Below are 19,251 nucleotides of genomic sequence, written 5' to 3'. Positions count from 1 at the left end.
TTATTTTCCTTGTAGAACTAAATCTGTTGCTATAGCCCAGTTGTTTAATGGGATTACAGTATAGCTGACATTTGCTTTCAACGTACCACCATTCGTTAGATCAAAAATGCCAACAGTACCTTTACGTGATGAATAACGATATTGTGCTTGCAATGTACTCCCATCACTGCCTTTTAACGCTACACTTCGGCCAGCAAGTAAATCAGATTGCGGATCGTTTCTTAATTGTAATTCAAAGGATTTTTCATCCATGGCTTTCGCTGTTTGCAGAGTGATTGGCGCGATTTCTTTCGCTACAAAGCTCCTTACATCTATTTCCGCCCATTGTGCGTACACACGGTAAGTCACACCAGGTTTTAAAACCTTGCCAGCAGGGAGTCTAAATTGAGGAGCCTGTCTGCCATCAGCTGCTTGTGTAAATGGTACATAATTAGCAACAAACTCTTCTCCCTCACTTGTTCTCACCGTCACATAGCGATCACGTAAGGAAGAAATAACATCAAAGCGTTTGCCGCTAGCATCTCGATTATGACCATCTAAGCTAAATGCTAAATCTCCACGGCCTGCGCGATAGGCTTCAATAATATTAGCATAATCTACTACGCCATCCTCCTGAAAGGATTCCAATGTAAATGTATCATTTGTAACTTGCTCCACATTGCGTACATATACCTTTTCATCTGTGCCCTCAAAAACTTTATTGCGTTGCTCTTTATAGCTCAATGTATAGATAAAATCATCTTCTTGGAATGTTGTTGGTACAATATATGTACTCTTAGAGCCTGTCATTAAGCGTGGCACATTGACAATCTCTAAATCTCCATTAAACGTAAAATGTTTTTTTATAGCATCTAAATGATTTAGGTCTACATCAGCTGCTGCTAATGGCTGATTAAATGTAATTTGTAGTGTCATTGTATTTAATGGCTTGATGTTTGTAATTTTAGCTACTTGCTCGTTTTCCGCTACTACTGCTTTATTGCTTGCCGCATCTGCATTTAATGGCTCGCCTATGGTTACTAGACCTGCTGATACTACGGATAAAGCCAATGCTGCTGGGACAATACGTTTTCTTAATTTCATTTGTTGAACTCTCCTTTATGGTGTAATTTGGTTGACAAAATTTATCATAAAGTCCATATCTAAACTGCTACTAAATAAACTATTAAAAAAGAATTAAAAAATAGGAAAAATAATTTAAGAACAAAAAACTGTAGAGAGCTGTCTCTACAGTTTGCATGTTGTTGAAAAAAGATGATGTCAACGCCAGAAAAAGCAACTTTGCAAGTCGAGGGGTTGATTTCCGTTACACCAGCGTCCTTTCCAGGGGGCATCCGATGAGCCGCTTCACTCACTTACGTTCGCTCCAGGGTCTCCTCTGTGACGCTAAATCCCCTAGGAGTGACGCTGGCTCCACTCCAATCAATCATTCTGCAAAGTGTCTTTACTTTTTTTTATAGTAACATAGCGATCAAATCGTCCATTAACTGTATTCTTAGAGGGGATAAGTTGTTATTTTCAATGTGGAGAAGTGATGCATGACAACACCTCTTCATAAAGAGTAGTGAACACCTTCACTTTATTTGAAAACCTTTGCTAATAAGTTAGTGGGTTGAAGTGGAAGGCTGCTTGACTCCCGTGGGATAGCAAGACAGGCGAAACTCTAAATGGAGCGGTAGCGGAGGAAGTGATTCGGCGCTCGCCCACAGGAAAGCAAGTAGCCTGCAACGGAAATCCATTTCTACCTTTCAATTGACTGTTTTGTTTTTCAACACTTAGAAAACTGTAGAGAGCCATCTCTACAGTTTGGGTTACTTTGCGCCTGCTGCAAGTAGAATTTGTTCGATTGCTTTAAATCCTCGTTGTTTTGCATGTTGCAGAGGTGTCACGTTATTTTGATCGGGAATATTTACATCAGCACCATGTTCAATTAGTCGTTGTATTACGGTTTGCTGTGTTGGATTGCCGTTATTTAAGACAATCGCCTCCATCAGGGCTGTCCAGCCTAAATGATTCACATGATTGACGTCAATATCGGTATTGCTCAATAGCTCCTCGATGACCTCCACATGACCATGCTCTGCTGCTGGTATGAGTGCTGTCCCCCCATATCGATTTAAAATAGTCGGATCAGCACCAGCTTGAATGGTCATCTTTAAAATAGCCAGATAGCCCTCCGCACCTGCATAGAGAAATGGCGTATTTTGCTGATTATCCTGAATATTAACATCTGCTCCTGCATCTATTAATAATTTAACTGCCTCTATATCCTGATTATAGGTAGCTATCATCAAAGCTGTTCGATTATTTGAATCTTGTACATTGATGTCCCCTTTTTGTTTCAAAGCATATTGAAGCCCATCGATATCTCCCCTTTCAGCTGCCTTGAGCAACTCACTCGCCCATTCTGTTCCCACCACTTCACTCCCACCTTTATCATGCTGTATTGTTTCTGTATCAATTGAGGCACACCCTTGAAGTAAAAATGTTAATGCAATGATAACTGCCTGCCTTTTTTTCAATTTTAATACACCGCCTTTCCTTCCTCAGTGTAAGCGGTAATGCTAAATTGCCCATTAACGAATTCTTAAAAAAGTCTAAAAAAACTACCCCGTCACAAGGACGAGGTAGTTTTACTTAAACATTGAAGCGATAGCCTGCACCCCATACTGTTTCCAAAAACTTGGGATGCGCTGGCTCTCGTTCAATTTTTTCACGTAGCTTTCGTATATGAACAGTGACAGTCGAAACGTCTGCAGCTGATTCATAGCCCCAGTTTCGCTCATATAGCTGTTCCTTACTTAATACTTGATTGGGGTGTCTAACAAAAAAGACAAGTAAATCAAATTCCTTCGTTGTAAAGGCAATCTCCTCACCATTAACAAACACCTTTCTAGCCGAAGTATCGATTGTAATACCATGAATGGACATCATATGATTTGTTTGTTGATGGCTCGCCAGACGCTCATATCTTGACAAATGGGCCTTGACCCTTGCCACTAATTCACTCGGACTAAATGGTTTTGTAATATAATCATCCGCTCCTAGTCCAAGACCACGAATTTTATCAATATCCTCCTTTTTAGCTGAAACAAATAAAATGGGAATATTGTGTACCGCTCGAATCTGTTTACAAATGTCAAAGCCACTTATCCCTGGTAGCATAATATCCAAAATGATTAAATCATAATTACCTTTAAGTGCCTGCTGTAGCCCATCCTCTCCATGATGTTGGATATCTACTGTAAAGCCATTAATCTCTAAATAATCTCGTTGAAGCTCAGCTATGCTCACCTCGTCTTCAATTAGCAGAATTTTTTTCATGATGATTCACCTTCTCCTCAGCCTTTTTCAATGAAATGAATATGCTCGTGCCCTTTGCTAATTCACTCTTTGCCCAAATATCGCCACCCATTTCAACAACGATTTGTTTGGCAATGGCTAACCCTAAGCCACTGCCTCCTGTTTGCGAATTACGTGAAGGCTCCGCACGGTAAAATCGATCAAAAATATAGGGCAATGCGACAGGATCAATGCCTGCACCATTATCTGTTACCTGAATAATCTCATCCTCTGCTCGCTCATGCAAGGAAATAATGATTTGCTTATACGGCTTATCCATATATTTTTCGCTATTACTTAAAAGGTTCGTCAGGACACGTCTTAATTTATCTCGGTCCACCATTGCCAAAAGCGGCGAGCCTGCTGATAGATATTGTAAATGAATATCTCGTGCAATAAAATCAAAGCTTGCATCCTCTACATAATCATGCATATATTGCTGGAGATTGATGCTTTCCAACTGGAAGGGAATCTTTTTCAAATCCAATTTAGAAAATAAGAATAGCTCATCAATTAATACATCCATATCCTTTGCCTTTGTATAGATAGTCGTTAAATATTTATCCATCTTTTCCTCTGTATTTGCCACACCATCTTTAATGCCCTCCACATAGCCGATAATGGAAGTCATCGGCGTTTTTAAATCATGGGAGATATTGGAGATGAGCTCCTTTCGATTTTCCTCATATTGAAGCTGAAGCTGGATGGATTCTTTTAATTTGACTCTCATTTCCTCGAATGACCGATTCAGCTGACCAATTTCATCCTTCGAGTGGGTCGCAATTTCAAAATCCAAGTCGCCCGATTTAATTCGTTCTGCCCCTTCCTTTAATGCCGATATCGGTTTAATAATACTTCTTGATACTAAATAATTTAAAAAGCCAATAATCATCATAAACAGGACAAATAAAATACCTAAAAGAATCGGTAGCAGTTCCCTCGTTACCTCTGCATGGGAACTAACCTCTCTCAATACGAAAATACTGCCCTCTGTTTGATCTGGAAAATAAAAATCAAATTTAACATACGTATAAAAGGCTCGATTTATCATGATGGTGTCACGAGAATTAATATTGGTCGCTTCAAAGCTAGGTAAGCTTTGAAGCAATAATTGTTTATGCTCTTTCTGTGTTGAATACACGATTTGATGATCTTTTCGTACCACAATCTCTATCGAAGGCGCATTGATTTGTTCAAGCTGTTCGAGATCTAAAAGCTGCTGGGGACTTTTTTTAGCTAGTAATTTTAAATCTAGAAACGCATTTTCCTCTACTGTCGTCAAAGGCTTTTGGACATAAGATTTTTTATAAAAATGCTCAATCGCTTTGACATCACCTGTAATGGCAAAGGAAAAAAGAAATACCGCTGCTAGTAATAGTGTGATGGCAATGATGATGACACCCACATAAGATAGCAAAAACCTTGTTTTTATTGACATCTACATACCCCCATAAGCTGAAACTACTAGCAATGTACCATACAAATCTTAAAACTTTATAAAATCATGCTGAAAAATCTATAAACATTTTTGCCGCTTCAGTATAGTATTGCGTTCCTATAAATGAAATAAACAAAAAAAAAGATACGGCACAAACCCGCTGTGCCGTATCATCTTAGCTTTATTTAGTTTCTTGTGCTCTTAGCTTCTTCTTTGTTTGCCAACCTAAAAGGATAAATTCAATTACTACCACAGCGATTAATGACGCACCAAATAGCGGCATCATAATCCCTAATATGACAAGGAAAATAATGAATGGCATGGATATTTTATGAGAAATTTGCGGTGGTGCAGACAGCTCCCCTTTTTTTCTACGTAAAATCCAAGTGCGAATGCCCCACACGATTACGGCTAAAAAGGCTAGACAAACCACTAAGTTTAAAAGCTTATTCGGCCAGCCGAATAAATGCCCCTCATGTAATGGTATTCCCCATGTAAAGAATTTAGCTAATGGGCCATAATCGTCATAATTCACTTGATCGATAAACTTGCCACTATACTGATCAAAATATATTGTGGCTTCCGCTGTGGGTTTTACATCTAGCCCTGTTACACCAGAATTACTAGCCTTCGCCACTGTATAGACGCCCTCATCGTTTGACGGATAAATTATAGAGTAAGGCTTAGCAATGTTCATCGAATTGATTTCTTTTTCAAGCTGAGCAATCGTCATTTGGCTATCGTTCGTATAACGGACAGCTCCACCGCCATGATGTTGGGCATGTTCTCCTTCTGATGTCGGTGCCTCTAATTGACGAGTCGCCCATGGTATTTCAGAGACATCAGATGTTGGTGGCTTTTGTTGGAGTAATGGATACCCAAAAGTAGGATTTTCTGACGCTATATCTGCAAGCATGGAACCTTGAAAAGCAGACCATAATAGCCCAGTCGAAATGAACATCACCATCGGAATCGTAATGATTGTCCCAACAAGTGCATGCAACCTCTTACTTTTTTGTCTCTTATTCTCCGACTTGCCCTTCTTTAGGAGATTTCCTTTGAATGTCATATAAAGCCCTGACAGTAATAAAAAGATCGTCCAACAAGCTGCCAGCTCTACTAAATAATTTACAAAGGTACCACCAATAAAGAGAGAGCTATGGGTATTTCGCATAATATTTGAAAATGTATAATCGGCGTCCTGACTACCAACCATTTGATTGTGATCGTCTAAAAATACGTACTTTTGTTTAGTGCCATTTGATAAAGTTAAACGCGTATTATAAGGCTCCTCTAACATAATCACTTTCGTAGTAGAGTATCCTGAAAATGCCGCCTCCGCTTTTTCCACGGCCTCATCAATTGTTAAGACCTCTTCCTTATGGCTCTCACCAAAGAAATAATCGTCATATAAGCGATTTTCTACATCTGTAAAAAACAAATAACCAATCCCACTTAATGTGAGAGACAGCAATAAAGGCGTAATAAAAAGTGCTGCGAAAAAATGTAGCCGCCAAAATCTAGAATAAAGCAAATTTTTCATATTTAATCTCCAATCTCTCTATTTATAGCAGATTAATTATATAAATAAAAAGTGAAATATGAATGAAGTCCTAAAGGCAGTTTTATGACAAACAAATGTATTCCAATTGGTATTATGTTATTTACTCATAAAAATGGCTACTTCGTTTTTCGAAGTAGCCAAACATATTCTATCCTCTTAATTCTTTCAAAACATTTGCGTATGCTGCTAAAATAGATTGCTCATGTGAAGCATCATGCCCAACATATTGTTCGACAAGCTCCTTTAAGGGTTTAGGCTCTTGCATAATTTCAAATTTGAATAAGCTTTCATAGTACTCAACAACTTGTGGATTCATGTGGACCGCTCCTTTAATTTTTTCCATAAAAAAACATCTTTCCCTCATCAGAAAGATGTCTACTATGACAAATACACGACATAATACGGTGATTGCCAGATGGAAAGAAGCTTTCTATTAAACATAGAAGCACCCTTTTTAGCAATCATCGTACTATGAGCATGCAGGAGAAATTCTCTAGTCACACTCAACACCCCCTATCCGCGTAGGTTTTTTGGCTGTACTAGATAAAGGCAGGTCTCCTGGCTTATGTTCATCACACCTTTCACCTTCCCATTACGACTCGTAACAGTGGCCTTTTGAAATGTGCTCCCATTTACAGTTGCGGGACAGCGTCGGATTCACACCGATCTTCCCTTTTAAACAAATTAAAAAATCTAATTTGTACCTCTATCCTATTATTCCGTTTTTATTATTATACCATAGTATTAAATCTTAACAGAATAGAAATGTTGGTCTTTTGAAGTTCTAAAGATTAGATTTAGAGCTCTATCCCTCTCTTTCGAGGTTTTATCCACTAAATTTGAAGCGCTATCCTCCACTTTTGAAGTTCTAACCGCCAGTTTAAATTCTATCCTTCCATTTGATGATTCTATCCGCCATTTTTGAAGTTCTATCCGCCAGTTTTTGAATTCTATCCTCCACTTTTGAAGTTCTATCCGCCAGTTTAAACTCTATCCTTCCAGTTGATGATTCTATCCGCCAGTTTTTGAATTCTATCCGCCACTTTTGAAGTTCTATCCGCCAGTTTTAGAATTCTATCCTCCACTTTTGAAGTTCTATCCACCAGTTTAAACTCTATCCTTCCAGTTGATGATTTAGAATTCTATCCCCTACTTTTAAAATTCTATCCTCCCATCCATTTCAAATATTTAGAAATTACTCTATAATTAAGAAAAAAAGGGGGCGGTCTGAGATGATAATGGGTTTACATCATGTGCAAATTACAATTCCGAAAGGTTGTGAGGAGCAAGGGAAGGATTTTTATTGTCATGTCTTAGGACTTCAAGAATTAGAGAAGCCTGATTCCCTTAAAGGACGTGGGGGATTTTGGTTACAGCTTGGTCAACAGGAGGTCCATGTAGGGACAGAGGATGGCTTAGATCGTTTGACCACAAAGGCGCATATTGCATATCAAGTAGCGGATATTCAGTATTGGCGGAAGAAACTCGCAGCTCATCAAATCAAGATACTCGATCCTGTGCCTATTCCTCATTACGAGCGTTTTGAATTCCGTGATCCCTTTGGTAATCGTGTAGAAATGATACAGAAAATCGTGTAGGCTGCCTCGTTTTGGGGCAGCTTTTTTCATGGAATTGTTCCATATTACATCTTACTGAAACATTTGTAATAAAACTGTAAATTCCCTTGACAAAGCCTTCTATAGCAAGTGTTGAAGCCCTCCCTTCAGTTACCCTGGTAACATTTACCGCCCAGAAGCCCTACTTTTTCATGCTACGATTATTTCCATGGCAAAGGTATACAGGAGAAATCCTACTAGATGCTTTAGGAGGTTACGCAACATGAATAAACGATTTTTATCTACAACACTTGCATTAACAATTGGATTTAGTTCATTTGGAATGGTGCAAACAGCGATCCAGCCAATACAAGTAGAGGCTGCGACTACAAATGCTCAGAACAACGCACAGGCGGTAGCTGCAAAAGCAGACCAATTAATTCAGACTGGTAAAAGCTTAATGGGGCAAGCAACATACAGCAATTCAGTTTACAAGCCTACATACCCATACAAATTTTCTTGTGCTTCATTTTTAATGTACATCTTCGAGAAAAACGGGGTAGACCTTGGTACGTATAATGAAAATTATATGATTCAGCAAGGGACTTATGTAGCGAGAAACCAATTACAAAAAGGCGATTTAGTGTTCTTTAAAAGTAAAAAAACAGGAACTGATCCCGATCATGTCGGCATGTATATTGGCGACAATAAAATCATCCATATGGCTGATACCAAACAAAATATAGTTATCTCTGATTTAAATAGTAAGCCGTATTATACGGAAAACTATGTATCTGCACGTAGAGTATTACCTACTCTGCTATCTGCCAACCCTGCTACAAAAGGCGATAAAATTGTAGAGAATGCTCTATCCTATAAAAACAAAGTAACGATTAGTTCCACAACAAATGAGGCTAGCTTACGCTTTACAGCTCCAACTTTCGTTGATTTTATCTATCGTAAAAGTGGTGTGACACTCGGCGCAACTTCATTAAACCAATTAATGAACCAAGGATCCACTGTGGCACGTGCTAACTTAAAGAAAGGTGACCTAGTTTTCTTTAATAGTGTCAAAGGTTCTAAAACACCTTCACTTGTCGGGATTTACGCAGGAGATCACCGTATCATCATCCCTAATTCAGATGGTGTAATGACAAGAGTATTATTTGTAGATTACTATACTGAACATTATATTACAGCGAAGCGCGTTTTCTCTGGTAGCACCTCTACGCCCAGCGTAAGTGCACCTTCAGCAAGTACATCTGCCGATAAAATTATTGCAACTGCTACTGGCTTAGCAAGCAAAGCAAAATTCGGCTATACGTACAATGAGAGTGCACTGACTTTTACAAGTGCGGGCTTTACTTATTATGTCTTTAAAAAGCATGGTATTGATTTAAAAGATAAACTAGCAAGTAAACAGGCTTTAGTAGGGACACGTATTCAAAAATCACAATTACAAAAAGGGGATCTACTGTTCTTCTCTACGAATAATGGTGGACAAGAAATCACACAAACGGGTATTTATATAGGCAATAACCAATATATTAGTATGACAACTAATAATATTGTAAAACAAAACATTTCTTCGACGTGGGCACAAAAGAATTTTGTAAGCGCTCGACGCGTCTTAAAATAAATGAGGATAGGGGTGTCTCAATCATGTTGAGACACCCTTTTTCTATGCGTTTTTTAGTTTATTGGCAAATTCGATCATGGATCTACTAGACATCGGTCCCTTAATTAAAACTATCGTGTCCGCATCTAGCTTTGGTTTCAATAATTCTAAAACGCCTGCTACCTCTTTAAACGTATGAACCTCTGCGCTGGTTCCATCCTTTTGCGCTTGATCGGCAATCTTCTCTGCCCTTTTGCCGATGGTAATCAATGTATCGATCTTTCTTACTGCTACCATGGAGCCGATTTCGCGATGATATTTTTCTTCAAAATTGCCTAATCGCTTTATATCCCCTAAAACAAGAATGACCTTTTTGTCTTTTCCCACCGTATCTAGCACTTTTAAGGCTGCCTCTACAGATGTTGGGTTATTTGTCCATGTATCATCAATAATCGTACTGTCACCAAGTCCTGTCGTAAACTCTAAATGTCTTGCCATCTGTTTAAATGTTCTTAGTCCTGCGATTGCCTGACGAATGGTCAGCCCCATTTCATGGCTCGCTGCAATCGCGGCTAAGGCATTATAGACCTGATGCTCTCCATACCCTGGGACAAACACATTGTATGTTTCATCCGCTACCTCTAAAACAAACTTCATGCCCGTATTGGCAAACTCCACTTTCGAAGCCTTGTAATCTGCCGTATCCTGTAAGCCAAACTTGATAATCTTCCCTTTAAATCTTTTCAATGAGATTTTTTTAGTATTGGCATCATCAGCATTAATGATTAACGTGCCATCTTCTTTAATGCCTTCCACAATTTCTGCCTTAGCCTTAATATAGCCCTCCAAATTGAGACAGCCATCTAGATGATGCACACCAATGTTTGTAATGATCCCAATAGTTGGCTGATAGATCATACATTGATGTTTAATATTCCCCGTATTCCCTAAGCCTAATTCAAAGATAGCAGCTTGTGTTTTATCGTCAATGCCCGTTAAATAAGGTAATGATTGCCTTGGCTCGTTTTTACTACTGATGGATGCTTGCACTTGCCAATGCTGACTAGCAATATGTTTTAACATCTCTTTTGTCGTTGTTTTCCCACAAGTTCCTGTTAAAGCCACAACGGGAATTTCAAAGAGCCCACGATAATACTCGATAAATGTCCAATATGCCTGTGCAACACTTTTCACTTGTAAAACGGTTGTATTTTCCAGTGCATTTTTTAACTCTGTAGACGATTTATCGGATATGATAAGAGACGGACCTTTCCGATCAATCTCTTGCCAATTGATTTGATCGTTTCGACTAACAAACAGGAGCGAATGGCTCTTTGTTAAATCATGCCGATTATAGTAGATCGCCTGCTTAACAGACCATTGTTCAGATCCGTGAATGAGCTTTCCCTGTAGGACATTTCTAAGTTTCTGCACACTAATGGATTGCAAGTGTACTACGCCTCCTCTCTTTATCAATCTTGTAGATGACTTATTTCTTCTCTTGATCTAGCGTGCTGCTTTTTGATCAATTACTATACCTTATTAGAAAGCTCTTCTATGTGGCACAGTCAATATCCTATATGGAAAGAAGCTAATCAGCAGGTGGTGGAGGCTTTAGCTTTAGCTCCGTTGCTAGTTTAGAGACCTGTTTGCTATACATATCTCCCTTTATGAGAATGATGGTATTTTCATCCACAATCTTCTGCAATAACGGATAGACTAGCGTACTATTTTTAAATGTATAAACAGGCGCGCTAAATCCTAGCTTTACTGCATGATCAGCCATAATCCCTGCGTGTTCTCCAATGGTAATCAGGACATCCACGCCAATCCGTTGAATTAATTCACCCGCCTGTTCGTGAATAATGTAGCCCCATGAACCTAAATCGGTAATCGTACCAATAACCGCAATCTTTTTCTTGCCGTCACCTAATTCATTCAACACTTTTAAGGCAGCCTCTAAGGAAGTGGTTGTAATACTCCATGTATCATCCAATAACATGGAATGATTAATGCCCTCAAAGAGTTGCAGTTGTTTTTTTAATTGACGGAATGATTGAAGCTGTTGTGCTGCGACTGGAATAGGGATCCCCATATCATGGACCGCGGCAATGGCAGCAAGAGCATTATAAACCTGATGCTCTCCAAACCCTGGTACAAGTATGTCATAGCTTTTTCTATCATGATGCAGAATAAATTTCATCCCTTTTTGATAGTAATGGATATGGCTTGCGCGAAAATCACAGGAGTCATGCTTTCCTACCCTAATCAAACGCCCACGAAATCTCGAAACATCTATTTTTTTCGTATTCATATCTTCAGCATTGATAATTAATGTACCTTTTGGATGAATGATATCTAGCATTTCTCCCTTTGCTTGAATATAGCCTTCTAATGTTTTGCAATAATTTAAATGATGGGCTCCGATATTCGTAATAATACCGATTGTCGGTTTGAAATATCTCCCTGCATTCGTAACGTCTCCAGGTGAGCCCACTGCTGTTTCAAAAACGGCAGCCTCGGTTTCATCCTCAATGCCCAGTAAATATTGCAAAGAAGCCGTTCTAGAATTGCTGCTCAATGTCGTCGCAGTCACTTTCCGATCAGCCGAAAGAATATGTTTAATCATCTCTTTTGTCGTTGTTTTGCCTGATGTACCTGTGATCGCGACAATCGGAATATGAAACTGGCTGCGATAAAAATGGACAAATTTCCAATAGGCCTCTTCTGCATTCGCTACCTGTATCATAATGACATGATTGGGAATGTCAGTTGGCCGATAAGCTCTATCGGTCACTAGCACTAGAGGAGAAAGTGGCTCAAGATTTTTCCAATTAACAATACGTTTACTTGTAAAAAGGGCCGTATTGGACTTTTTCACTTGCTTTAATCGATAAGCCCCATGCTGAATCAGTGTATCCTCTGACCCGTGCACTAGATAGCCTGCCGTAATCATTGCTAAATTTTTCACCGAAAGAGGCTTCATATCTTTTCTCCCTCCTTTCTTTTCTAGTATATGTAACCTTTTAAAAGTTGCTTGGATGTAGACAAGATACATAACTAGAGGAAATCTATTTCATTGCATATATATAAAGGTGATTAAGTATCTAAGTACCAATAGAAGGAGTGATATACCTGAAAGCCATTGTATTTATCGGTACAAACAAATCTGGGTCTAGTCGTGAAGCAACAAGGGCAGCAGAAAAATTAGGCTACTTCACAGTACTTTTCACAAATAATGAAAAACAACTTCAGCAGCGCAGAGCCTACCCCGACATCCATAAAATGATACTCATTGATACTTTTGATATCGAGAGCATGAAAGATGAAATTGAGAAACTAGGAAAAGCTGGATTAAATATTAAAAGTATCGTTAGTTTTGTTGATCCATTTGTCCATATTGCTTCAATACTATGTGATGAATTTTGTCAGAACTATACATCCTCCAGTGCCATTGAAACTATGGAGGATAAAGAAAAAACAAGAAAGTTTTTACAAGATCAACCATACTCACCAAAATTTTCGCTCATGAAACCGAACGAACCTATAGCTAAAAATTTAACCTTTCCATTAATCGTAAAATCTCCTAAATCAACTGGCTCAAAAGATGTCTTACTAGCAACGGATGCCGACCAGCTCAATAACCACCTCAAAGCACTACGCAGTAAAAATCCCTATGAAACCATCATGATTGAAGAATATCTAGATGGCCCTCAATATTTAGTAGAGGCGGTTGTTTATCAACAACAACCACATGTCATTGGTATAATTGAGCAAGAAATTACGCAAGGAAAACGATTTATCATTACTGGCTATGGTGTTCTAGTGAAAGCCCCTAAAGACATCCAATCAGGCATCGAGGAGGTACTCCATTCCATCGTGAAAGCCTTTGGTATTGAGAATGGGGCTCTTCACTTAGAGCTTCGATTAACCCAAAATGGTTGGAAACTTATCGAGATCAATCCTCGAATTTCAGGTGGCGCTATGAATAATATGCTACAAGCAGCTCTAGGTTTTAGTTTAGTAGAAGAAACACTGAAGATTTTGCTAGGAGAACAGCCTAATCTGCAACCAAGACATAAAAAATTTGTGTATACAAAATATGTCATTGTGGAAAGTAGAGGAATTTTAGAAAAGGTTATTGGCAAGGCAAGAGCGACAAGATCAACTGGCGTCGTTGAAGTATATGTCAAACCGAGAAGAGGCACCCTCCTCACCCCACCTTTATCGATGGGTCATCGTTACGCCTATGTCATTGCAGAGGGAGCAACCTTGAAGGAAGCAAGAAATCACGCAATCACTGCAGCGAAGGAAATAAAATTCATTTTGAGAGTTTGAAAAAAATAACCCGAATAATTGCCGCTTGCCAGTGGACAGTTACTCGGGCTTTTTTATCTTCATCAGTCGTAAACAATTATTCTTCTTTAAACGTTTGATCTAAAAACTTCACGGTTTCAAACATATTGGTTTTACTTGCACCCTTCACAAGAATGGTATCATGGGGCTTAATGAGCTTTTCAAGGAGGGCATGCAATTGATCTTTATTAATAAAATGATGTACTCTGGATGGGTCCATGCCCTTCGCGATGGCAGCATTACTCATTTCATCTGTCCTAAAGCCATAGGTAATAAATTCATCGATGCCTATCTCATACACGTACTCTCCAACCTTACGATATTCCTCTTCCCTCAAGACACCAAGTTCTCGCATTTGCCCAATAATGGCTACCTTGCGATTTGTCGCGATATTCTTCAGTACATCGAGCGCAGCACGAACCCCCTGCGGATGAGAGTGTACTGTATCATCAATAACCGTTATATCATCGCGGCAATTATAAATCGTTAAACGTCTTGGTGGTTTTTTAAAGTTGAGCCCTGCCTGAATATCAAGTGGACTAAATCCTAAAAGATCAGCCACTGCCACTGCATTCAATGCGTTGTATACATGATGTTCTCCTAAAATAGGAATATATAATTCTATTTCTTGCCCATGCAGCTTCATTTTAAAGGACATGCCGACATCTTTATATTGCAAATCATATGCACGGTAATCCGCTTCTTTTTTAATGCCTACCGTGATGATTTTCCCTTTAAATTGCTGTGTCTCTAAGTATCTTGAATTGTCATCATCTTGATTGACAATGAGTAATCCCTGTTGATCCATACCATGAATCAATTCCGATTTTGCCTTGGCAACACCCCTTACATCTCCATCAAAGTTCCCAACATGGGCTAAGCCTATATTCGTTACAATACTAATATTCGGCTGGATGATGCTACAGTGATTGGTAATAATGCCTGGGTAAGCCATACCATACTCTAATACAACAGCCTGATGTGTATCATTGATTTCTTCCTTATGCTTTTTCGTATGCTCCGTCGTATTCCAATAATCCTTTGATTCAAATATATTCCACTTTTTCGATAAGATCGAACCCACAAATGCCTTTGTCGTGGTTTTCCCTGCACTTCCTGTAATCGCAATAATAGGTAAGGTTTTCTTTGCCTCCACCTGCTTCGTTTTTTGTTGGACAATTTTCTTTTTCAGCGGTTTTTGATTTTTGGCAAGATACATCGCATAACGGATGGAATGGATGACCACATCTAATTCCAAGTAAAAGGCAGGAGGACAGCCTGGGCGCCAATTGACCTCATACATCCAAATTTTTTGATTTTGATCTAACCCTACATCAATGCCAATTTCATCAATAACTTCCCCAAATTTCGCCATTTGAATTTCATCCAGATGATGTGCCAGCGCCAGTGAAAAATGCTCAAGCATTCGCCGAATATTATAGGCCTCTTCCTTAAACTCCTGCTCCAAAAAAGGATCTAAATAATTGGTATAGCCACCATTATTAATATTCGGTATGATGGAGCCATTCGGTGCAATGCGTGGATACACCGTTGTCACTACCCATTTACCTTCTCCATTTTTTTGAACATGTAGGCGGAAATCATAGACCTGACCAGATTTTGTAACAGATTGAATATACGGCTGCATAATAAAGGTGCCAGACGCAAGTTGCTCCTTTATCAATGCATCCAATTGTGGCTTTGTATAGGTTGTCGTGGTGCTATCCTTTCGCACCTCAAAATATTTGGCTCCCGCCTTCGTTATAAAATAAATACCCTTCCCTTTTCGTCCATCAATTGGCTTAAACACCACTCGTTTATAATAATTAACGAACTTATGAAATAAATCGGCATCCTTTACAATTTCAGAGGGAATCAAATACTGTTCAAATTCCTTCGCTTCCTTTAATCGTTTCATCACATTCCATTTGTTCCCGATTGAATGGGTTGTGAATGGAATCTCCTCTTTTAAACGGTCAATAATCTCCTTCGAGACAGATAATTTCTCAGGGCTTCCTGCATTATAGATAACATCAGGAAAGGGCATTGTTTTCTCTTGCCATTGTCCATTCTCATAGACCTTTGCTCGAATAGAACGTTTGGCAAAGTCCACACTTTTAGGTGTGAAGTAAAAAAATGTTGCGCCTTCAGCTTTCGCAACTGCTGCAAAGGCATAGGACTTGAGCACTGTTGTTGGATCAAGTCGATGATGCAGCATACCAATAATCGTCATAGCTAAACTTCCTTTCATTAGATTCTCTCTCTATTACATTCACTTTGTATCCCTTGCATATAGACAGATGCTCTAGCTTTAGTAGTTTAATATGGTACTACCATTTCGGCTCTATGATAAATTTCCCCTTCAACATGTCTGGCTTTAAGAGCTGAATGGCCGATATACCACTGAGTTCAATAGATTTCTTTGTACTTGTTTTTTCTAACCTCACCACATCTGCAATCGAATTTGTATCGTTTCCTTCATAATCAAAAGCACGCAACAATGATACTGTGCCACGGCAACGCTCTCTATCAACAGCCTCAATGCGGAAAAACTCTGTCTCAAACTGTTTCACTGTATCCAATAAGCTTAAATGAGCACCACTATGTGTAATTAAAAAAAATGGAATCGTATCACTCCCGACAATTTTAATAAGTAGCTGACCAAAATATTTAGAATGAAAATTCATCATAATATCCTGAAGATCCTTTAAATCACTTAAAGCTTCACATAAAAAGTGATTTCTTTTCTTATCACTATTCAATTCGTAGCCCCCTCTCTTAGTTTGACTATACGATTTGATCCGTGTAAGTTGCCCTCTCGTTATCATATGTTGCGACAAAAAATATGGCGACTTCTTCCTAAAGAAACTAAAAAAACCTCCACCAATGAGGGGGAGGCTTTTGCAAAAGCTTATGTTGCGAGGAGATCATGTATTGTATATTGTTCTAATGCCGTAACGGTATGGTGTTTTGTATTGAATGGTAATTGCTTGGTAATCTCGTTCGGAATGACCACTGTATAAAGCCCCGCTGCTACAGCGGCTTGTGCGCCATTCGGTGAATCCTCAATTGCCATGGCCTCATCGGCCTCTACTCCTAATTGTTCAAGCGCCTGCAAGTAAAGCTCTGGATCAGGCTTAACATTTGTCACCGTGTCAGCGCTACAAAAGCAATCAAAGTAATGTCGGATACCCAGCCGATCCATATACACATCAATCCATTGACGACTGGAGCTACTAGCAAGTCCAATCTTCAAACCCGCTTCCTTTGCCTGCTGTAGCAATGTTAAAATACCAGATCTTAGCGTTTCCGTTTCCATCCATTGTGCATGGCGTTGCTGAATGGATGTTTGAAAAGCCTCCACATCCAGTTGTATGTGATGATGTTTAACAAGATATGTATAGGGATTAAAGGTTTGAAGATTGGTCCCAAGGCACTTAGCATAGGTTGCTAACGATAATTCAACACCATATTGTGCATAGGCATCTTTAAAAACGTTATACCATGCTGTTTCCGTATCAATGATTGTACCGTCAAAATCAAAAATTAGAGCTTTTATCATCAAATTCTCCCCATTCTATTGGTTTGCACTGAACTAAGCCTAGGTTTTGGCAGACCTATCCGTCGATTTTCTAATCCTATCCATTACTTTGCTAATCCTATCCATCAATTTAGACCCGCTATCCGCTACTTTCGCATTTCTATCCGCCTATCCTCACAGATCTGACCCTTTTCCACCACTTCTTTACCTTTATTCCCCTGATTCAACAAGATAACGCCTCCTATAATGAGGACAATACCGATCGCAGAATAAACAGTAAAAATATCGTGCCAAATGACAATGCCTACCAGAACGGTTAAAGCTGTGCCGACACCTGACCAGATAGCGTAGGCCAAGCTTAATGGCATGGTTTTTAAGCAGAGGGATAGGCTATAAAACGAAATACCATAGCCAATTGCTACCGTCAAGGATGGAACGAGAACAGTAAAGCCGTCTGAGAACTTCAGCATGGTTGTTGCAAAGACCTCGCTTATAATCGATAGTGTTAAAAATAAATAGCCTTTCATCCTGTTCAGCCTCCTAATGACCACCAGCAAGATTGAGTACCACAACACCCAAGATAATGCATAAAATCCCTAATACCTTCTTGCGATTAAATCGTTCCTTATAGAGGACAACTCCCACAATAGCGGTTAACGCTGTCCCTAAACCTGCCCAAATTGCATAGGCTGTGCCAATAGGAATCACTTTTAATGTTAAGGCTAAACAATAAAATGCCGTTCCATAGCCTACTACTACGCCAATTGATGGCCCAATTCGTGTGAAGCCCTCCGTACGCTTGAGCAAGGAACTGGCAAAAACCTCTGCTATGATAGCGAGCATTAAAAAACTAAAAGCCGTCATTCAAAAAATCCTTTCTGCTTTGCTTCTAGATGTCATCTTCTTCCTCTACATACTCCAATATATCTCCTGGCTGGCAGCCCAAAGCTTTACAAATGGCATTTAATGTAGAAAAACGTACGGCTCTTACTTTGCCTGTTTTTAAATTAGAGAGATTGACAATCGAAACATCTACCCTCTCTGCAAGTTCACTCAGCTGCATTTTACGATCCGCTAGCATACGATCTAATCGAATAATTATGGTCATGTTTTCACTTCCTAAGCTGTTGCATCATATTCATCCTGAAGGAATGCACCGTATCGGAAAATACGTGCAAAGGTCCAAATCACCACACCACATAGTAAAAGAGTCCAGTGAACGCCTGTAAAATGATAGCTAATCCCCTTGATCAAACCCGTCTCTACAAATCGGGACTCCAATTGGAATTGTTGCATAATCAGATAGACGGTATATGTACGAAATGCATTTACTGTCAAGCTCAATACAATCACACAGTAGGCAATTCTCTCCATTTTTTTACTATTAGCGAGTGAAAATACAATACCTCTTGATAAGTTACTTAATATATTCCTCACTTGTACAATAATCATTAATAAAATAGCTATGTATATTGTAGCAGTAAATAGAAAGGTCATGACATCTTTTTTTGAATAGTGAATGTCCCTTGTCACATGGTCTGCCAGCTTCATTTCCAATCCTTCTAACTGAACGGCAGCGGTCACACTGCCCTTTGCTAATAAATGATTCACTTGTTGCTCTGATACCACCATTGCTCCCACCATAAAAATCGCGAGCATCGTCAAGACAAAAATCATCATCACCATGATGATGGTAAAAGAGGTACGAAGCCCCTTTGTCATCCATCGAAATTCTTTACTTTGAATTGTTTGCCCCATTATCAACCTCTCCCTCCTTTCTCTCTATTATACATCCCCTTTTATCTCTATCAATAATTTTTTAATGTTTATCATTAA

The 19,251-nt window shown here is 39.1% G+C and carries 19 protein-coding genes and 1 riboswitch; of the genes, 3 read left to right on the top strand and 16 right to left on the bottom strand.

Annotated elements, in window-relative coordinates; all coding sequences use genetic code 11:
- The 7 genes from EW028_RS02905 to EW028_RS25780 all read right to left on the bottom strand — a co-directional run bounded on the left by EW028_RS02905 (position 1) and on the right by EW028_RS25780 (position 6,845).
- A complete protein-coding gene (locus EW028_RS02905; protein ID WP_131519841.1) occupies positions 1-1,083 on the bottom strand; it encodes a hypothetical protein in 1,083 nt (360 codons plus the stop codon).
- Positions 1,084-1,811: 728 nt separating this feature from the next.
- A complete protein-coding gene (locus EW028_RS02895) occupies positions 1,812-2,522 on the bottom strand; it encodes an ankyrin repeat domain-containing protein (RefSeq protein WP_131519840.1) in 711 nt (236 codons plus the stop codon).
- Positions 2,523-2,637: 115 nt separating this feature from the next.
- Positions 2,638-3,324: a response regulator transcription factor gene (locus tag EW028_RS02890; protein ID WP_112117822.1), complete on the bottom strand. Its 687-nt coding sequence runs from the start codon at positions 3,322-3,324 to the stop codon at positions 2,638-2,640.
- Complete coding sequence (locus tag EW028_RS02885) at positions 3,302-4,780, bottom strand: sensor histidine kinase (protein WP_131519839.1); 1,479 nt, start codon at positions 4,778-4,780, stop codon at positions 3,302-3,304. Before EW028_RS02885 ends, EW028_RS02890 begins: the two co-directional genes overlap by 23 nt.
- Before the next feature lie 181 nt (positions 4,781-4,961).
- Entirely contained in the window at positions 4,962-6,323 is a 1,362-nt protein-coding gene (locus EW028_RS02880) for a PepSY-associated TM helix domain-containing protein (RefSeq protein WP_131519838.1), read from the bottom strand.
- Between the two features lie 169 nt (positions 6,324-6,492).
- Positions 6,493-6,687 carry a hypothetical protein gene (locus EW028_RS25070; RefSeq protein WP_112117820.1) on the bottom strand — a complete coding sequence of 65 codons (195 nt, stop codon included), beginning with the start codon at positions 6,685-6,687 and terminating at the stop codon, positions 6,493-6,495.
- Between the two features lie 35 nt (positions 6,688-6,722).
- Positions 6,723-6,845, bottom strand: coding sequence for a hypothetical protein (locus EW028_RS25780; RefSeq protein ID WP_004229388.1), 123 nt, complete (start codon positions 6,843-6,845; stop codon positions 6,723-6,725).
- Positions 6,846-6,875: 30 nt separating this feature from the next.
- A riboswitch (cobalamin riboswitch) is annotated at positions 6,876-7,067 on the bottom strand.
- 509 nt (positions 7,068-7,576) lie between these two features.
- Between EW028_RS25780 and EW028_RS02875 the strand changes: the two genes are divergently transcribed.
- Together EW028_RS02875 and EW028_RS02870 are read left to right on the top strand one after the other, a co-directional pair.
- Positions 7,577-7,942 carry a VOC family protein gene (locus EW028_RS02875; RefSeq protein WP_131519837.1) on the top strand — a complete coding sequence of 122 codons (366 nt, stop codon included), beginning with the start codon at positions 7,577-7,579 and terminating at the stop codon, positions 7,940-7,942.
- Positions 7,943-8,183: 241 nt separating this feature from the next.
- Entirely contained in the window at positions 8,184-9,539 is a 1,356-nt protein-coding gene (locus EW028_RS02870; RefSeq protein WP_131519836.1) for a C40 family peptidase, read from the top strand.
- 42 nt (positions 9,540-9,581) lie between these two features.
- Here the strand turns inward: EW028_RS02870 and EW028_RS02865 are convergent, their stop codons facing one another.
- Both EW028_RS02865 and EW028_RS02860 read right to left on the bottom strand, forming a co-directional pair.
- The gene (locus EW028_RS02865; protein ID WP_227744837.1) at positions 9,582-10,952 is read right to left on the bottom strand and encodes a UDP-N-acetylmuramoyl-tripeptide--D-alanyl-D-alanine ligase; all 1,371 of its coding nucleotides are present in this window, start codon (positions 10,950-10,952) and stop codon (positions 9,582-9,584) included.
- Between the two features lie 157 nt (positions 10,953-11,109).
- Positions 11,110-12,504: a Mur ligase family protein gene (locus tag EW028_RS02860; protein WP_131519834.1), complete on the bottom strand. Its 1,395-nt coding sequence runs from the start codon at positions 12,502-12,504 to the stop codon at positions 11,110-11,112.
- A gap of 140 nt (positions 12,505-12,644) precedes the next feature.
- Here EW028_RS02860 and EW028_RS02855 point away from each other — a divergent pair, with 140 nt between their 5' ends.
- Entirely contained in the window at positions 12,645-13,856 is a 1,212-nt protein-coding gene (locus EW028_RS02855; protein ID WP_131519833.1) for an ATP-grasp domain-containing protein, read from the top strand.
- 76 nt (positions 13,857-13,932) lie between these two features.
- Here EW028_RS02855 and EW028_RS02850 read toward each other — a convergent pair whose 3' ends face one another.
- The 7 genes from EW028_RS02850 to EW028_RS02820 form a co-directional block, all read right to left on the bottom strand.
- A complete protein-coding gene (locus EW028_RS02850; RefSeq protein ID WP_131519832.1) occupies positions 13,933-16,125 on the bottom strand; it encodes a YheC/YheD family protein in 2,193 nt (730 codons plus the stop codon).
- Between the two features lie 79 nt (positions 16,126-16,204).
- Complete coding sequence (locus EW028_RS02845; RefSeq protein ID WP_036081468.1) at positions 16,205-16,636, bottom strand: hypothetical protein; 432 nt, start codon at positions 16,634-16,636, stop codon at positions 16,205-16,207.
- A 149-nt stretch (positions 16,637-16,785) separates the two neighbouring features.
- Positions 16,786-17,436, bottom strand: coding sequence for an HAD family hydrolase (locus tag EW028_RS02840; RefSeq protein WP_131519831.1), 651 nt, complete (start codon positions 17,434-17,436; stop codon positions 16,786-16,788).
- Between the two features lie 125 nt (positions 17,437-17,561).
- A complete protein-coding gene (locus EW028_RS02835) occupies positions 17,562-17,942 on the bottom strand; it encodes a DMT family transporter (protein ID WP_131519830.1) in 381 nt (126 codons plus the stop codon).
- 13 nt (positions 17,943-17,955) lie between these two features.
- Positions 17,956-18,279, bottom strand: coding sequence for a DMT family transporter (locus EW028_RS02830; protein WP_048390263.1), 324 nt, complete (start codon positions 18,277-18,279; stop codon positions 17,956-17,958).
- 25 nt (positions 18,280-18,304) lie between these two features.
- Positions 18,305-18,523 (bottom strand): helix-turn-helix domain-containing protein, encoded by a 219-nt coding sequence (locus EW028_RS02825; RefSeq protein WP_004229412.1) that lies wholly within the window; start codon positions 18,521-18,523, stop codon positions 18,305-18,307.
- Between the two features lie 11 nt (positions 18,524-18,534).
- Positions 18,535-19,173 carry a DUF2975 domain-containing protein gene (locus EW028_RS02820; RefSeq protein WP_131519829.1) on the bottom strand — a complete coding sequence of 213 codons (639 nt, stop codon included), beginning with the start codon at positions 19,171-19,173 and terminating at the stop codon, positions 18,535-18,537.
- Positions 19,174-19,251 lie beyond the last annotated feature (78 nt).

The sequence above is a fragment of the Lysinibacillus sp. OL1 genome (genome assembly GCF_004332175.1).
GTDB lineage: Bacteria > Bacillota > Bacilli > Bacillales_A > Planococcaceae > Lysinibacillus > Lysinibacillus capsici.
The sequence above is the reverse complement of the archived record's forward strand: the minus strand, read 5'-3'. Positions and strand labels throughout refer to the sequence as shown.

Bases quoted from the DNA above. Each gene is read 5' to 3' on its own strand.
- EW028_RS02905 (WP_131519841.1), bottom strand. From the start codon at position 1,083: ATGAAATTAAGAAAACGTATTGTCCCAGCAGCATTGGCTTTATCCGTA.
- EW028_RS02890 (WP_112117822.1), bottom strand. From the start codon at position 3,324: ATGAAAAAAATTCTGCTAATTGAAGACGAGGTGAGCATAGCTGAGCTT.
- EW028_RS02885 (WP_131519839.1), bottom strand. From the start codon at position 4,780: ATGTCAATAAAAACAAGGTTTTTGCTATCTTATGTGGGTGTCATCATC.
- EW028_RS02880 (WP_131519838.1), bottom strand. From the start codon at position 6,323: ATGAAAAATTTGCTTTATTCTAGATTTTGGCGGCTACATTTTTTCGCA.
- EW028_RS25070 (WP_112117820.1), bottom strand. From the start codon at position 6,687: ATGGAAAAAATTAAAGGAGCGGTCCACATGAATCCACAAGTTGTTGAG.
- EW028_RS02875 (WP_131519837.1), top strand. From the start codon at position 7,577: ATGATAATGGGTTTACATCATGTGCAAATTACAATTCCGAAAGGTTGT.
- EW028_RS02870 (WP_131519836.1), top strand. From the start codon at position 8,184: ATGAATAAACGATTTTTATCTACAACACTTGCATTAACAATTGGATTT.
- EW028_RS02860 (WP_131519834.1), bottom strand. From the start codon at position 12,504: ATGAAGCCTCTTTCGGTGAAAAATTTAGCAATGATTACGGCAGGCTAT.
- EW028_RS02850 (WP_131519832.1), bottom strand. From the start codon at position 16,125: ATGAAAGGAAGTTTAGCTATGACGATTATTGGTATGCTGCATCATCGA.
- EW028_RS02840 (WP_131519831.1), bottom strand. From the start codon at position 17,436: ATGATAAAAGCTCTAATTTTTGATTTTGACGGTACAATCATTGATACG.
- EW028_RS02835 (WP_131519830.1), bottom strand. From the start codon at position 17,942: ATGAAAGGCTATTTATTTTTAACACTATCGATTATAAGCGAGGTCTTT.
- EW028_RS02830 (WP_048390263.1), bottom strand. From the start codon at position 18,279: ATGACGGCTTTTAGTTTTTTAATGCTCGCTATCATAGCAGAGGTTTTT.
- EW028_RS02825 (WP_004229412.1), bottom strand. From the start codon at position 18,523: ATGACCATAATTATTCGATTAGATCGTATGCTAGCGGATCGTAAAATG.
- EW028_RS02820 (WP_131519829.1), bottom strand. From the start codon at position 19,173: ATGGGGCAAACAATTCAAAGTAAAGAATTTCGATGGATGACAAAGGGG.